Origin of the sequence: Acinetobacter rudis (genome assembly GCF_031157835.1) — a bacterium.
Taxonomy (GTDB): domain Bacteria; phylum Pseudomonadota; class Gammaproteobacteria; order Pseudomonadales; family Moraxellaceae; genus Acinetobacter; species Acinetobacter rudis_A.
In genome coordinates, this window is record NZ_JAVIDR010000001.1 from 244,453 (window position 1) to 258,771 (window position 14,319).

The following is a 14,319-nucleotide window of genomic DNA, read 5'->3' on the forward strand; positions in this document are numbered from 1 at the left end:
AATATCAATCTAGTTATTTATATCAGCCATATAAAGAAACGATGCTCTTTTGCGAAAACCTCATATAAATTAACGTGATATTACACTTAATTACGTGAATACCAATGAGTGAATCGCTAAAGTTAACTATTATTCTTACATGGCATGGATTCATACGACTCCATATCCTCCAACTTAACCGAAGCTGTGAAAGCAGATTCGTTGTTCTACGCAATGATCACCCCAATCATTGCGTATTTTTTTATCCAAATTTTAAGGTTGATATCATTTAACCTATTTCGTTATTACTAATACAAAAAGATATCCAAAATTAAACGCCATATGCATTGCTGCTCCTTATTTTACTGAACAGCATTCTTGAGCATACACAGAAGCCCTATTTCAACTCATCGCAAACATGGTACAAAGCCTTATTCATTACAAGGCATAAAATAAAAAAGAGTCATAAATTTAAAAACGAAAGCATTTTATTCATATTTATAGCAGCAATGACGAAGCCCTGCTTCGTCTAGATTTATTCGGTTTTAAAGTTCTATTTTATAATTTGAGCGATAAAACATAATAATAATTTTAATTTCTAATGATGAAGAATAGTAAAAATATAAAGGAGATAAATATGACCATAACAAATGAGACTGTAACAGCTGAGGCCAAAGTTAAAAAAATTTTTGATGCGCAACTCAACACCTCACTCATGCTAAGAAAGGGCAGCATCGAAAAACGAATTCAAAAATTAAAACAATTACAAAATGAATTAATTAATCGCAGAGAGGAGTTTTACAAAGCCTTTAAGACCGATTTTAACAAACCAAAGCTAGAAGTCGAATATACTGAAATTTTCACTGTTATTGATGAAATTAAGTATACAACCTCTCATCTCAAACAATGGACCACACCAACTCAGGTTTCCTCATCAATTACTGCAATTGGGACATCAAGCTATATCAAATTTGAGCCTAGAGGACGCTGTCTCATTTTAGGACCTTGGAACTACCCTTTAAATACGATTCTATGTCCCCTTGTTTCTGCAATAGCAGCAGGAAATACAGTCATTATAAAACCTTCGGAACATGTTCCAACTGTAAATAAGGTACTGATAGATTTAATTCATTCTGTCTTTGACAAAACCGAGGTTGCCGTTGTGCTTGGTGATGAATCGATTGCAAAAGAATTGTTATCATTACCCTTTAATCATGTTTATTTTACTGGCTCTCCGATTGTGGGCAAAAAAATCATGGCTGCAGCATCGCACCATCTCAGCTCAATCACACTAGAATTAGGAGGTAAATCACCCGTCATAGTAGATGAAAGTGCAGATATGGCCAATGTAGTCTCAACGATATGGTGGGGAAAACTCATTAATGCAGGCCAGTCTTGTGTTGCGCCAGATTACTGTTTTGTTCATCAAAGTGTTTATGACAAATTCTTACAAGAAAGTGTAAAGATAATTAAAAAACGATATGGCGATGATGCTGAAGCCCGACAAAAAAGTCATGATCTTGCACGTATTATTACAGACCAGCACTTTTCTAGAGTCAATAATTTAATCAAAGATGCAGTAGATCAAGGTGCTCAATTAATTATTGGTGGAGATAACCGAGCAGAAGATCGCTTTGTTGATACCACACTACTTGTGAATATTCCAACTGATGCAAAGATTCTACAAGAAGAAATTTTTGGTCCAGTGCTACCTGTCATTTCATATAACCATATTGAACAAGTCATTGAGTATATTAATCAAAGAGATAAACCATTGGCTTTATATGTATTTAGTACAAAACAGACTGTTATTGACAATATTATTCAAAATACAAGCTCTGGGAGCATCTGTGTGAATGAGTGCATGACTCAATACTCTAATAGCAATCTTCCATTTGGAGGTGTCAATAATTCAGGTATAGGCAATGCACACGGTTTCTTTGGTTTTAGAGCCTTTTCACATGAACGAGCAGTTTTAACAAGTAAAATAAAATTAGCTCAATCGTTTGTTGTGCCCCCTTATCACCCAGTAAAACTAAAAACAGCGCGATTACTTTCTAGTTCAGTGAATCGTTTAACATCATTCTATTCATAAAACATATTGCAATAGCAGCTTTTAATATTTATCTATTAAAGCTGCTATTTTGAATAAGCCACAAAAGTAAACAAAGTTCTTAGACTCACCATATACCCTCATCAAAATAAAATTAACCACTCATCTATCAATTAAAGAAATGAAATAATCCCAGTATGCTCATTAGTATGTAAAATATTTTTAAAAAAGATGTCTTTCTTTTTCTTGCCAGCAAAAACTATAGCTTATAAAATAAACTGCCCCATTCTCATATAAATTTAACTTGTTCAATTATCAAGTAATTATATTAAAAATCACGATATTTAACGTATCTAAAAAGGTAGTTTATATTTTATGTTATGGCAATTATTTATAGAGCCTGCCAACTTACTTTTTAGCATCAGTTTGTGTTTGATGTTATTTCTTGGAGTAACAGAAACCTTTTTGCTGCTACTCGGTTCAAGTAGCCAAGGTCTATTAGAACAATTTCTACCAGATCAACTTGGTCATCAACAAACTCAATTCCAAACTGTAGAAAACAGTTCAGCCTTTATTAGCCTATTAGAATGGCTCTATTTAGGTAAAATACCATTACTGATTTGGCTAATAATTTTCCTCACGGTTTATGCCTTAGTTGGCTATATCTGCCAATCCTTATTTTATCAATTTATTCATCACTACCTGTCCATATGGCTTGCAGCACCTGTAAGTTTTATTTTATGTATGCCACTGGTTCGTTTTAATGCAGCAATTATTTCAAAAATTTTACCTCAAGATCAAAGCTCAGCCATCCGTAGTGAAGAACTCATCGGAAGAACAGCAACAATCATACTAGGTGATGCAACACAAAACTCACCAGCACAAGCTAAAGTTAAAGATCAACACGGACTAACACATTATGTTTTAGTTGAACCTGAAATAGACACGATCTACAAACAAGGTCAACAAGTCGTTCTGAGTCAAAAAACAGCAATTGGGTTTAAAGCAACTACAGATTTAACTTAAAAGAGAAAAGAAATGTTTAATTCAACTTTTTATCAAATTATCACTATTGCTGGAATAATCTTAGCAGCGTTAATTTTTATTGGGATTATAATCGCACGTTTATACAAACGCTCGAGCAAAGAGGTTTCTTTCGTTCGAACAGGTTTAGGCGGTGAAAAAGTCATTTTAGATGGTGGTGCAATCGTACTACCCGTATTACATGAAGTTATTCCTGTAAATATGAATACATTACGTTTAGAAGTGAAACGTGCTGCTGATCAAGCACTGATTACTCGTGACCGTATGCGCGTTGATGTTATGGCTGAGTTTTATGTTCGTGTAAAGCCAACGGCTGAATCAATTGCAACTGCTGCACAAACTCTCGGTAAAAAAACAATGTCACCTCAAGAACTTAAAGATCTAGTTGAGGGCAAGTTTGTCGACTCTTTACGTGCTGTTGCTGCTGAAATGGCAATGGAAGAATTACATGAAAAACGAGTGGACTTTGTACAAAAAGTACAACAAGTTGTCTCTGAAGATTTATTCAAAAATGGCTTGGAACTTGAAACTGTCTCATTGACAGGTTTAGACCAAACCAGCTTTGAGTATTTTAATCCTCAAAACGCCTTTGATGCTGAAGGTCTCACTAAATTAACAGAAACTATCGAAGATCGTCGTAAAAAACGTAATGATATTGAACAAGATGCAGATTTAGCAATCAAAGCAAAGAATTTGGAAACAGAGCAAGCTCGCTTACAAATTTTACGCGAAGAAGAATATGCCAAGCTCCAACAAGAACGAGAAATCGCTATACGTCGAGCTGAACAATTAGCTGAAATTTCAAGTCAAGAAGCAGCAAAAAAACGTGAAGCTGAAGAAGCTCAAATTGCTGCAAATCGTGAAGTTGAATTGAAACGCATTGCATCAGCACGTGATGTTGAAAATGAAAATATTATTAAAGCACAGCAAATTCAGAAGGCACAGGTTGAACAAAAGAAAACCATTGAACTGGCTGAACAAGATCGTGCTATCGCAATTGCAGAAAAATCTCGTGCAGAATCCGAAGCTAAAGCACAAGCAGATTTAGCGCGTGCCCAAGCAGTAAAAGCTGAAGAAGAGGTACTTACAGTACGTGAAACCCAACGCGCAGAACGTGCCAAAGCTGTAGACTTGGTAGCAGCAAAACAAGAAGCTGAAAAAGATGCAATTGCGATTACTGTTGCAGCCGAAGCTGGGAAGAAAGCAGCAGTTGATGAAGCAGAAGCAATTCGTATTAGTGCTGAAGCTGATGCTGAAAAACAACGTCTTAAAGCTAAAGGTGAATCTGATGCAAAAATTTTACTTGCATTAGCACAAGAGAAACAATATCAGGTTGATGCCGAAGGTACACGTGCTGTCAATGAAGCAAATAATATCTTGTCAACAGAACAAGTAGAAATGCAAGTACGTCTAGCACTTATCAAATATTTACCTGAGATTATTCGTGAAAGTGTTAAGCCTATGGAAAACATTGATGATATTAAAATTCTTCAAGTAAATGGCTTAGGTGGAAATACAATGGTTACAGCGCAGAGTGAGAATGATTCTGGGCAAGTTGCATTGTCTGACCAAGTCGTAAATAGTGCGTTACGATACCGTTCTCAAGCTCCATTAATTGATAGCCTTATGAATGAACTTGGCATTCAAGGTGGTGACATTAATGGTTTAACTCAAAGTTTAAAAAAGAATATTGCACCATAAATCAGACTCCCCCCCTGCAGCTTTTTTCTCGTTGTAGGGGGCTGCCTCATGATTACAAAGCATGTAAAACTTTTCCAAAAATCACAAAAAATTGTTATTAAGCATTAAGTTACAACACAATAAAACTACGAAACATGACATAAAATACAATCTATAATAATATATATTTGTAGCAATATTTGAAAAAACCTTTGTTTTTTATAATATTACTTAAACGATTCACTGTAGCATCATGAAACAATCTAACTCAATTGCTATGCTCACTTTATTTATATTAAACAGGAAATAATATGAAAAAAACGTTACTTGTTCTATCACTCAGCGCACTTGCCTTAGCAGCATGTTCAAAAACAAAACAAAATACTGCAGATGCAAACAGCGTATCACAAACAGCTGAAGTAACTGCAAGTCAAGCAGCAACCGTTGAAACAGTTGCAAGTCAAGCACATGATGTAAATGCAACAAGTGAAACTCCAGCAACTTCACCTGTTGAAGGTAATGCCCAGTTGAGTTTAGATTGGAATGGCAACTACAAGGGTGTTTTACCTTGTGCAAGCTGTGAAGGTATTGAAACTAAACTTACTTTAAATAATGACAAAACTTATGAATTATCTGAAACTTACCTTGGTAAAGGTGATGGTAAACCGCAAGTAACCAAAGGTAAATTTAGCTTTAACAAAGCCGGTGACACTGTTGTACTTGATGCTGCTGCAGATAAACGTCAGTATTTTGTAGGTGAAAATCATATTGTTGCACTTGACCAAGAAGGCAAGAAAATTACAGGTGCACTTGCTAAAAATTACGAACTGCAAAAACAAAATCCGTAATTAAATTTAAGATATAAAAAAACCTGCAGTTCACACTGCAGGTTTTTTATTTACCAGTCTTTGCTTAGTGAGCAGAGAATTGGTTCATAGTGTTTTTAGCATCGTCATGAGCTTTCAATGCGTTATCACCAGAGAAGATTTCTTTGTGATCATCACCGATGTCAGAACCAGCCATTGCTTGGTGTTTAACACAAGCGATACTACCACGGATTTCTTTACGTTGTACGCCAGCAACATAAGCCAACATACCTTCAGTACCGAAGTAACCTTGCGCAAGTTCATGCGTAGAAAGTGCAGCAGTGTGATAAGTCGGTAGAGTAATCAAGTGATGGAATACACCCGCTTCACGAGAAGCATCAGCTTGGAATGTACGAACTTTTTCATCAGCATCAGCAGCTAACTCAGTGTTGTCGTAGTCAGCACTCATCAACTTAGCACGGTCGTATGCAGAAACATCTTTACCTTCTGCAACCCAACGGTCATACGCTTGTTGACGGAAGTTAAGAGTCCAGTTGAATGATGGGCTGTTGTTATAAACAAGCTTAGCATTTGGAACAACTTCTTTAACACGGTTAACCATGTGAGCAATTTCTTCTACGTTTGGAGTTGCAGTTTCGATCCAAAGTAAATCAGCACCATTTTGAAGGCTAGTTACGCAGTCAAGTACAACACGGTCAATTTGAGTGTTTTCACGGAACTGATATAGACCAGAAGCTAAACGTTTAGGACGGTGTAATTTACCATCACGTTTGATCAAGATTTCATCTTCTTGAGCGTCAGCAATGTCAACTTCAGTTGTGTCTAAGTAGCTGATATATTGAGATGCAATATCACCTGGCTCTTTCACTACTGGGATCTTTTGAGTTAAATCTGCGCCTTCAGAGTCAGTACGTGCAACGATAACACCATCATCAAGACCCATTTCTAAGAATGCATAACGTAATGCATGGATTTTAGCAATGAAATCTTCGTGTGGAACAGTTACTTTACCAGCTTGGTGACCACATTGTTTCGCATCAGAAACTTGGTTTTCAATTTGTAGCGCACAAGCACCAGCTTCGATCATTTTCTTAGCAAGTAAATAAGTCGCTTCTTCGTTACCGAAACCAGCATCGATATCTGCAATAATTGGCACAACATGAGTTTCAAAGTTGTCGATTTGCGCAGTAATTTCAGCAGCTTTAGCAGAATCACCAGCATCTTGAGCTTTTTTAAGTGCGCGGAATAAATCGTTTAATTCTTTAGCGTCAGCTTGACGTAGGAATGTATAGATTTCTTCGATTAATGCAGGAACAGAAGTTTTTTCGTGCATTGATTGGTCAGGAAGTGGACCGAATTCTGAACGAAGTGCAGCAACCATCCAACCAGAAAGGTAGATATAACGTTTATTTGTAGTGCCAAAATATTTTTTGTTGGCAATCATTTTTTGTTGAGCAATAAAACCGTGCCAGCATCCTAGAGACTGAGTGTATTTGCTTGAGTCAGCATCATATTCAGCCATATCACGACGCATAATTGCTGCAGTATATTTAGCAATATCTAAACCAGTTTTGAAACGGTTTTGTAGTTGCATACGTGCTGCATCTTCAGGACTGATGTCCGCCCAAGTACTTCCAAATTTCGCTTTTAATTCACGAATCGCATCAATCGCTGTTTGATATGTTGTCATGATATTTTCCTGTATTAATTTTAGGATTTCATCAGTCGAAGTACTAAACCTAGTGTATTAAATACTGTTTAGATTTAGACCACTCCATTGCTATGAACACAGCTTAGTTTGAGTGGCATAATTAATCCAATATTCTAGGCTAATTCTCATTATTTATTTAAAAAATATATAGATCAAAGTCGTAATATAATTATGATGACTTTTATAATTTATTGTTTTTTATTATTTTTATTTATAGCTACTCAAGGAATTTAGTTTAATTTCCAACCAATTCACTTTACTTTAATATTTTTATGCTCTGTTTACGCATATTAAAAACACGACTTTTGGATAATATAAATGGTCAAAATAATCTTTTTTATTTGATTAAAAAAAGAGCAAATAAATTAAATCCACAATCGGCTTCACTTTTTATAAAGCCTTCACACAAAAGGTTTTAGTTATGGCATAATGCTAAACGATTTCAAAAGTTTATTTCCGGTATTTATTTTATGAATCTAGAGCGGGTCGATCTCAACCTATTAATTTATCTAGACATACTTTTGCGTGAAAAAAACGTAACTCGTGCAGCTGAACAGTTAGGGGTAACCCAACCTGCTATGAGTAATATTTTGCGTCGTTTACGCAACCTATTTAACGACCCTCTTCTGATTCGATCTTCTGAAGGTATGACCCCAACAGAACGTGCTTTAGAATTACAACCACGTATTCGAGATGCACTTTCTGATCTTTCTATGATCTTAGAACCACGAACTGAGTTTAGACCTTATACCAGTAATCGTGTTTTTCGTATCATGACTTCTGATTACGCAGAAGCAACTTTAGTTCCTCGACTCATCAAAGCATTACGTTCTGAGGCACCGAATGTCGTACTCGATTTTCTCACCCCAAGTGATGTCTCATACCGTGATATGGAGCAAGGCAAAGTTGACCTCGCAATTAACCGCTTTAATGAAATACCACAAAGTTTCCACCAAGTTTTAGTATGGCGTGATAGTTTTTCTTGTCTACTAAATACCAAACACCCTGCTGCAAACAACTTAAACTTAAAAAGCTACTTAGATGCACAGCATATTTGGGTATCTAAAACAGGTATGGGCGTTGGTTTTGGTGTTAATCCAGAGAAACAAGCTGGTCTAGGCTGGATTGACCAAGCACTTGATCGTATCGGACAAAAACGTAAAATCTCAGTATTTACACGTCACTATCAAATGCCAGCTTTACTTGCAGCGAATGTCGATTTAATTGCCACTTTACCTTCACGTATTGCTCGCCTACAAGCACAAAGCCAAACTTTAAACATTAAAGATCCACCTTTTTATATCCCTGAGTTTGAACTCAAGATGGCTTGGTGCCCATTGCTTCACCATCACCCTGCTCATCGCTGGTTACGTCAACTGATTTTGTATGTTGCGCGACAAATTATTGAAGAGGAAAATAGAGAATATTTACTCAACAATAATAACTCACAGTTGCCAAATACATTTTTCTAAGCGACAGAATATGCTAAGATGCCAGTCCTAATTAAGCTTTAAGACTGGTGTCATCAAAGCGTATCTTGTTTGAAATTATAAATATAAATATGTTTAGCTTGATAAATACCTTATAGTTTCAGTCAAGATAACTATAGCGTGCTATACAAGTTATTTTGTAATTCATCACATACTATTTGATAGTTGCAACAACTTAGTTTAATTTTTATCTACTGCATTAAAATCTTTACAGATTTAAGCTTAAGCCATTTCAATATAGCGAATCCTTATAACTACAGGTGGGGTATGGATATTTTTCAAAGCATGATAATACTGATCATTTTAGTATCGTGCTCATTTTTTTTATCTCTATCTGAAATTGCGATCGCTGGCTCACGTAAAATTAAGTTAAGACTTCTCGCAGAGACAGATGAACGAGCAAATAAAGTTATATTATTACAAGAAAATTCAGCAGATTTTTTTGCATCTACTCAAATTGGCGTCAATGCTGTAGCAATTTTGGGTGGTATTGTAGGCGAATCCTCATTACGTCCTTATTTTTATCAACTAGTAAATGAGTTCTATCAAGGCAAATGGGCTGAAACTATTGGCTTTAGTTTATCATTCATAACAGTAACCACGCTTTTCATTTTATTTGCAGACTTAATGCCAAAACGTTTAGCAATGATTTTCCCAGAAAAGCTTTCTATTATGGTGGTTAACCCCATAAATATCTTTATTAAAATCTGTAAGCCTTTGGCTTGGATTATTAATATTATTGCCAACTCTATTTTTAGAATTTTTAAAGTCACCACCAAACGTGATGACAGCTTAACTTTTGATGATATTTCAGCAACAGTAAATGCTGGTGCCCAAGCAGGTGTATTACAAAAACAAGAACATCATTTCATTGAAAATGTATTTGAATTGGAGGAACGTAATGTACCTTCAAGTATGACTACACGAGAAAACGTTGTCTATTTTACCCTCAATGAATCTGAAGACAGTATTCGTTCAAAACTCGCCGAATTCCCATTTTCTAAGTTTTTAGTTTGTAATGAAACTATTGATCAAGTGATTGGCTATGTAGATGCTAAAGATATTTTGGTTCGTATTTTAAACAATCAAAAAATTAATCAGCTAAATGAATCCACTATTCGTAATGTATTAACTATTCCTGATACTTTAACCCTCTCAGAATCACTAGATCGTTTCCGTTCTAGCAAAGAAAAGTTTGCAGTAGTCATTAATGAATATGCCTTAGTGGTCGGCGTGATTACTTTATCTGACATTATGAGTACAGTCATGGGTGACTGGGGTACACCAATAGAAGAAGAGCAGCAAATTATTCAACGTGATCCAGATTCGTGGTTAATTGAGGGAAGTACACCTATTGAAGATCTAATGCATGCCCTTGCGATCGATAGCATGCCTGATAATGAAAATTATGAAACGCTTGCAGGCTTCATGATGTACCAACTACGTAAAATTCCACGCCCTGCAGATGTAGTGATTTATGGTGATTATAAGTTTGAAGTTGTAGATGTTGACAACTATAAAATTGATCAACTCTTAGTAACCCGTTTACTTAAACAAGCAAGTCTACTTCCAACGGAAGAAGAAAAAGATCATCTAAAAGATTAATTCAAAGTAGCTTTGACCCAAAATGATGATTTTTTAGAACAAGCAGTTAATTATTTAACTGCTTTTTTTATAAAAAGCACCGAATACATCCACTCTAACTCATTATATTTTAATAATTATTCACAATATAAATGTAATTAAACTTCACATTAAAAATATACTATGTAGTTTTTATAAATCAAGATTTATCATGAAGCCTTAAGGTGTTATTCATTATGATTGTTAAAGCAATCATATATTGACACTTAGCTACTTAATATCATTTTAAAAAGACAAAACAAAGGACTGTATTATGCTTGCTTTTGTAGGGATCGCAATGATCCTCTGCTTTATGTACCTTATTATGACGAAAAAATTAAATGCAGTAGTTGCTCTTATTTTTATACCAGTAGTTTTCGCCCTTATGGCTTATTTCCTCGGATTTTACTTTGATAGTTTAAGCCATATTGAAATGAGTGAACTTGGTGAAATGATGCTTAATGGCATTAAGAAATTAGCACCAACTGGCATTATGCTTTTATTCGCCATTTTATATTTTGCCATTATGATTGATACAGGATTATTCGACCCTTCTGTCAAATGGATCTTAAAAAAAGTAAAAGGTGATCCACTTCGAGTTACCTTAGGAACAGTATTTTTAACTTTAATCGTATCTCTAGATGGGGATGGCTCAACAACTTATATGATTTGTGTTGCAGCAATGCTTCCACTCTATCGTCGTTTGGGAATGAGCCCTCTTATCATGGCTGGTCTAATGATGATGGCCAGCGGTATTATGAATCTCACTCCTTGGGGTGGCCCAACAGCACGTGCAGCAAGTGCACTCAAAGTTGATCCAAGTGCAATTTTTGTACCTATGATTCTGCCAATGCTCGTTTCAATTATATGGCTATTTTTCGTTGCCTATATGTATGGTCGCTTCGAACGCAAACGTTTAGGTGTGATTGAACTTGATATTAGCCATGCAGATCATATTCAAATATCACAAGATCCAAGTGCCAATCGGGCTAATTTACGCTGGTTTAATGGTCTATTAACATTCATATTAATGGTAAGTTTGATCTTAGGTATATTGCCTTTACCCATTTTATTTATGCTAGCACTCTGTATTGCACTCATCGTAAATTATCGTGATCTAGAACTACAAAAAAGTTTAATTGCCAAGCATTCTGGTAGTGCCCTAGCCGTTGTAAGTATTATTTTTGCTGCTGGTATCTTTACCGGTATTTTATCAGGCACTGGCATGGTTACAGCAATGTCAGAACAACTTATAAATATTATTCCAAAGAGCATGGGGCCTTATTTAGCACCCATAACAGCAATCTTGAGTATGCCACTCACCTTCTTTATGTCTAATGATGCCTTTTACTATGGTGTATTACCCATTTTATCTGAAGCTGCAACTCAATATGGTATTACACCCGTTGAAATGGCACGTGCCTCTATTGTTGGGCAACCTGTGCATTTACTCTCGCCTTTGGTTCCGTCAACTTACTTGCTTTGCGGACTCGCTGCAATTGAATTTGCAGACCACCAAAAGTTTACTTTAAAGTGGGCAACGCTAACCTGTCTGGTCATGTTGTGTTCTGCACTCATCCTCGGTGTGTTTCCATTTTATTCAACACTTTAAAATTTGTATTAACAAACAGCAAAGGCCATAGATCACTATGGCCTTTGCTACATTTACAACAGAAAGTAAGATCTATTTTTCAAACAGTTCTTATGCATACATCTCGATTAAGCGATCAAGGGTTGCCTGATAATGAATATGGATATCATCATTTAATAACTTATATGCATTATCTAGCTGTACCATTGGCCAACCCTCTTTCCAAAATGGAAAAATGTTGTGTAAATCGTGAGTAACAATCGCATCTTCCATCTCAATAGCTTGAGCAATCTGAGCAAGTACTTGTGCGGTTTCAGCACCATCAATTGCAAGATAGTCGATACCTTTCGCACGCAAAATACGAACGCGATCTTTCTTATAACGAATTTTTTTTGCTTGGCTGCTGTTTAAGTGTAATGCTAAAACTACCGCTTCATTGAATTTGTTCTCAAAACTCTGATGCAGAGACAATAAACCCTTTTTAAACGCCTCTTGACGATCAGCTTTGCCTCCCTGACGAATAAGATTCTCTGCTTCACTGTTGAGTACATCATCTTTCATCGCTTGTAGGACATCTAAAATTTCAATATCACTTAAAGATGAGGGAGTTTGATCTTGCATGATCGACCTAATTGAAAATAAAAACATGATTGTCGCATAAAATGGACTGAAATACTGCGCTTAAGCAGATCAATTCAGCACACTTAATGATGCGTTGAATTGCAATGAACAAGACAACGCAATCTTACTACAGTGTGATTAAGCGGCTATGACTTCAACCACAATTTTACCCACATGGTCACCTTGATCCATGGCAATATGTGCTTGTTGAATTTCATTAAACTTAAATGTCTTAAAAATCATAGGCAAACACTTAGCTTGTTGCCAAAGTGGTAAAACATGTTCAATTAACCCTTGAGTAATTTCAGCTTTTTCAGCTGTATTACGCGCACGCATCGTTGAACCTGTAATAGTTAAACGTTTCATCATTATTTGGCCAAGTTTGACTTCTTTGGCTTTAGCACCACCTAAAAATGCGATATACACTAAACGTCCATCACGGCGCAGTAGATTTAAATTACGCTCTAGATAAGGTGCACCAACAATATCTAAAATAACATCAACGCCTGCATCTTCTGTTTGTTCACGTATTACCGTCTCAAAATCTGCACTATTGTAGTTGATTGCATGTGTTAGATGCTTAATCGCTGCTACTTTTTCATCAGAGCCTACTGTAGCAAAACTTTTTATTCCCAATGCCTGACAAAGCATTAAAGCTGTCGTACCAATACCACTACTACCACCATGTACTAATACTGTCTCGCCCGCTTTAGCTCGCCCCATTTGGAAAACATTGGCCCATACAGTAAAAAATGTTTCAGGGATTGCAGCAGCTTGTACATAACTTACCCCATCAGGTATAGGTAAAACTTGCGTTGCTGGTACAACACAATACTCTGCATAGCCACCACCATTGGTTAAGCCACAAACAGCATCCCTAAGTTTAAATTGTTTTACATCTTCCCCAATTGCAACGATTTCCCCTGCAACCTCCAAACCAGGCACCGGTGTTACCCCTTTAGGCATCGGATAAAGCCCCTGACGCTGTAAAATATCAGGACGATTCAAACCAAAAGCATGTACTTTAACCAAAACTTCGTTCGCAGCAGGTGTGGGTATTTGCGTATTTTCTATGGCTAATTTTTCTGGTCCACCCGCTTCAGTAATAATGACTTGTTGCATTTGGTTTGACATATGATTTCCCTAAATAATGTTTAATCACCATTTCAACACAAAGTTTGCTTAGAGAGAAGTAAAACACATCTTTAGCTTATGCTCATCAACTCAAGCCTATTACTTAAATTGAGCCAAAGCTAAGCTTTAATCGTATACTACTTGATATACCCATGAGTGCTGCCCTAAACGATATGAATACCATTACCGAATATAACCAAGATAATTTTCATGAATTTGAATATTATGCTGGTCTGGCAATTATTCGCTTTTATGCAGACTGGTGCGCACCATGCGTACAAAGCAAACCTGTTTTCCAACATTTAGCAGCACAATGCTCAAAACAGATTAAATTTGGCCAAGTTAATATTGATCAATCCCCAATTTTAACTTTACGTTATCAAGTATTTGGCTTACCCAGTATCTTGATTTTCGATCATGGAAAAATTATTAAACGTATGACTGGACTGCTAAGCTTAAAACAATACTCTACGCTTATTGATGAACTTCAACCAACAAACGTTGAGTCTGACTCAGACTAAAATATCTAAGCAGACAAAAGCCGACACAATGACTGCATCGGCTTT

11 protein-coding genes are annotated in these 14,319 nt (G+C 36.1%); 8 read left to right on the forward strand and 3 right to left on the reverse strand.

Annotated elements, in window-relative coordinates:
* The first annotated feature begins 616 nt into the window (after positions 1-616).
* From RFH42_RS01145 to RFH42_RS01160, 4 genes are all read left to right on the forward strand, one after another.
* Positions 617-2,074 (forward strand): aldehyde dehydrogenase family protein, encoded by a 1,458-nt coding sequence (locus RFH42_RS01145; RefSeq protein ID WP_308973682.1) that lies wholly within the window; start codon positions 617-619, stop codon positions 2,072-2,074.
* Positions 2,075-2,407: 333 nt separating this feature from the next.
* Positions 2,408-3,058, forward strand: a complete 651-nt coding sequence (locus RFH42_RS01150; protein ID WP_308973683.1) for a YqiJ family protein — start codon at positions 2,408-2,410, stop codon at positions 3,056-3,058.
* A gap of 12 nt (positions 3,059-3,070) precedes the next feature.
* Complete coding sequence (locus tag RFH42_RS01155; protein ID WP_308973684.1) at positions 3,071-4,777, forward strand: flotillin family protein; 1,707 nt, start codon at positions 3,071-3,073, stop codon at positions 4,775-4,777.
* A gap of 290 nt (positions 4,778-5,067) precedes the next feature.
* Positions 5,068-5,604, forward strand: a complete 537-nt coding sequence (locus tag RFH42_RS01160; RefSeq protein WP_308973685.1) for a copper resistance protein NlpE — start codon at positions 5,068-5,070, stop codon at positions 5,602-5,604.
* A 64-nt stretch (positions 5,605-5,668) separates the two neighbouring features.
* Here RFH42_RS01160 and RFH42_RS01165 read toward each other — a convergent pair whose 3' ends face one another.
* Positions 5,669-7,273 (reverse strand): isocitrate lyase, encoded by a 1,605-nt coding sequence (locus tag RFH42_RS01165; protein ID WP_308973686.1) that lies wholly within the window; start codon positions 7,271-7,273, stop codon positions 5,669-5,671.
* 491 nt (positions 7,274-7,764) lie between these two features.
* Here RFH42_RS01165 and RFH42_RS01170 point away from each other — a divergent pair, with 491 nt between their 5' ends.
* The 3 genes from RFH42_RS01170 (at position 7,765) to RFH42_RS01180 (ending at position 12,019) form a co-directional block, all read left to right on the forward strand.
* Positions 7,765-8,766 carry a LysR family transcriptional regulator gene (locus RFH42_RS01170; protein WP_016655319.1) on the forward strand — a complete coding sequence of 334 codons (1,002 nt, stop codon included), beginning with the start codon at positions 7,765-7,767 and terminating at the stop codon, positions 8,764-8,766.
* A 285-nt stretch (positions 8,767-9,051) separates the two neighbouring features.
* Entirely contained in the window at positions 9,052-10,389 is a 1,338-nt protein-coding gene (locus RFH42_RS01175) for a hemolysin family protein (RefSeq protein ID WP_308973687.1), read from the forward strand.
* Positions 10,390-10,681: 292 nt separating this feature from the next.
* Entirely contained in the window at positions 10,682-12,019 is a 1,338-nt protein-coding gene (locus RFH42_RS01180; RefSeq protein ID WP_308973688.1) for a CitMHS family transporter, read from the forward strand.
* Between the two features lie 90 nt (positions 12,020-12,109).
* On the opposite strand, the gene RFH42_RS01185 is transcribed toward RFH42_RS01180, so the two are convergent.
* Entirely contained in the window at positions 12,110-12,619 is a 510-nt protein-coding gene (locus tag RFH42_RS01185; RefSeq protein ID WP_308973689.1) for a hypothetical protein, read from the reverse strand.
* Positions 12,620-12,757: 138 nt separating this feature from the next.
* Positions 12,758-13,753, reverse strand: a complete 996-nt coding sequence (locus RFH42_RS01190) for an NAD(P)H-quinone oxidoreductase (RefSeq protein WP_308973690.1) — start codon at positions 13,751-13,753, stop codon at positions 12,758-12,760.
* A 173-nt stretch (positions 13,754-13,926) separates the two neighbouring features.
* Here RFH42_RS01190 and RFH42_RS01195 point away from each other — a divergent pair, with 173 nt between their 5' ends.
* On the forward strand, positions 13,927-14,274 hold the full coding sequence (locus tag RFH42_RS01195; RefSeq protein ID WP_308973839.1) for a thioredoxin family protein: 348 nt from the start codon (positions 13,927-13,929) through the stop codon (positions 14,272-14,274).
* Positions 14,275-14,319 lie beyond the last annotated feature (45 nt).

Excerpts from the sequence above, each read along its gene's own strand:
- RFH42_RS01190 (WP_308973690.1), bottom strand. The coding sequence starts at position 13,753 with ATGTCAAACCAAATGCAACAAGTCATTATTACTGAAGCGGGTGGACCA.
- RFH42_RS01195 (WP_308973839.1), top strand. The coding sequence starts at position 13,927 with ATGAATACCATTACCGAATATAACCAAGATAATTTTCATGAATTTGAA.
- RFH42_RS01185 (WP_308973689.1), bottom strand. The coding sequence starts at position 12,619 with ATGCAAGATCAAACTCCCTCATCTTTAAGTGATATTGAAATTTTAGAT.
- RFH42_RS01160 (WP_308973685.1), top strand. The coding sequence starts at position 5,068 with ATGAAAAAAACGTTACTTGTTCTATCACTCAGCGCACTTGCCTTAGCA.
- RFH42_RS01180 (WP_308973688.1), top strand. The coding sequence starts at position 10,682 with ATGCTTGCTTTTGTAGGGATCGCAATGATCCTCTGCTTTATGTACCTT.
- RFH42_RS01155 (WP_308973684.1), top strand. The coding sequence starts at position 3,071 with ATGTTTAATTCAACTTTTTATCAAATTATCACTATTGCTGGAATAATC.
- RFH42_RS01175 (WP_308973687.1), top strand. The coding sequence starts at position 9,052 with ATGGATATTTTTCAAAGCATGATAATACTGATCATTTTAGTATCGTGC.
- RFH42_RS01145 (WP_308973682.1), top strand. The coding sequence starts at position 617 with ATGACCATAACAAATGAGACTGTAACAGCTGAGGCCAAAGTTAAAAAA.
- RFH42_RS01165 (WP_308973686.1), bottom strand. The coding sequence starts at position 7,273 with ATGACAACATATCAAACAGCGATTGATGCGATTCGTGAATTAAAAGCG.
- RFH42_RS01170 (WP_016655319.1), top strand. The coding sequence starts at position 7,765 with ATGAATCTAGAGCGGGTCGATCTCAACCTATTAATTTATCTAGACATA.
- RFH42_RS01150 (WP_308973683.1), top strand. The coding sequence starts at position 2,408 with ATGTTATGGCAATTATTTATAGAGCCTGCCAACTTACTTTTTAGCATC.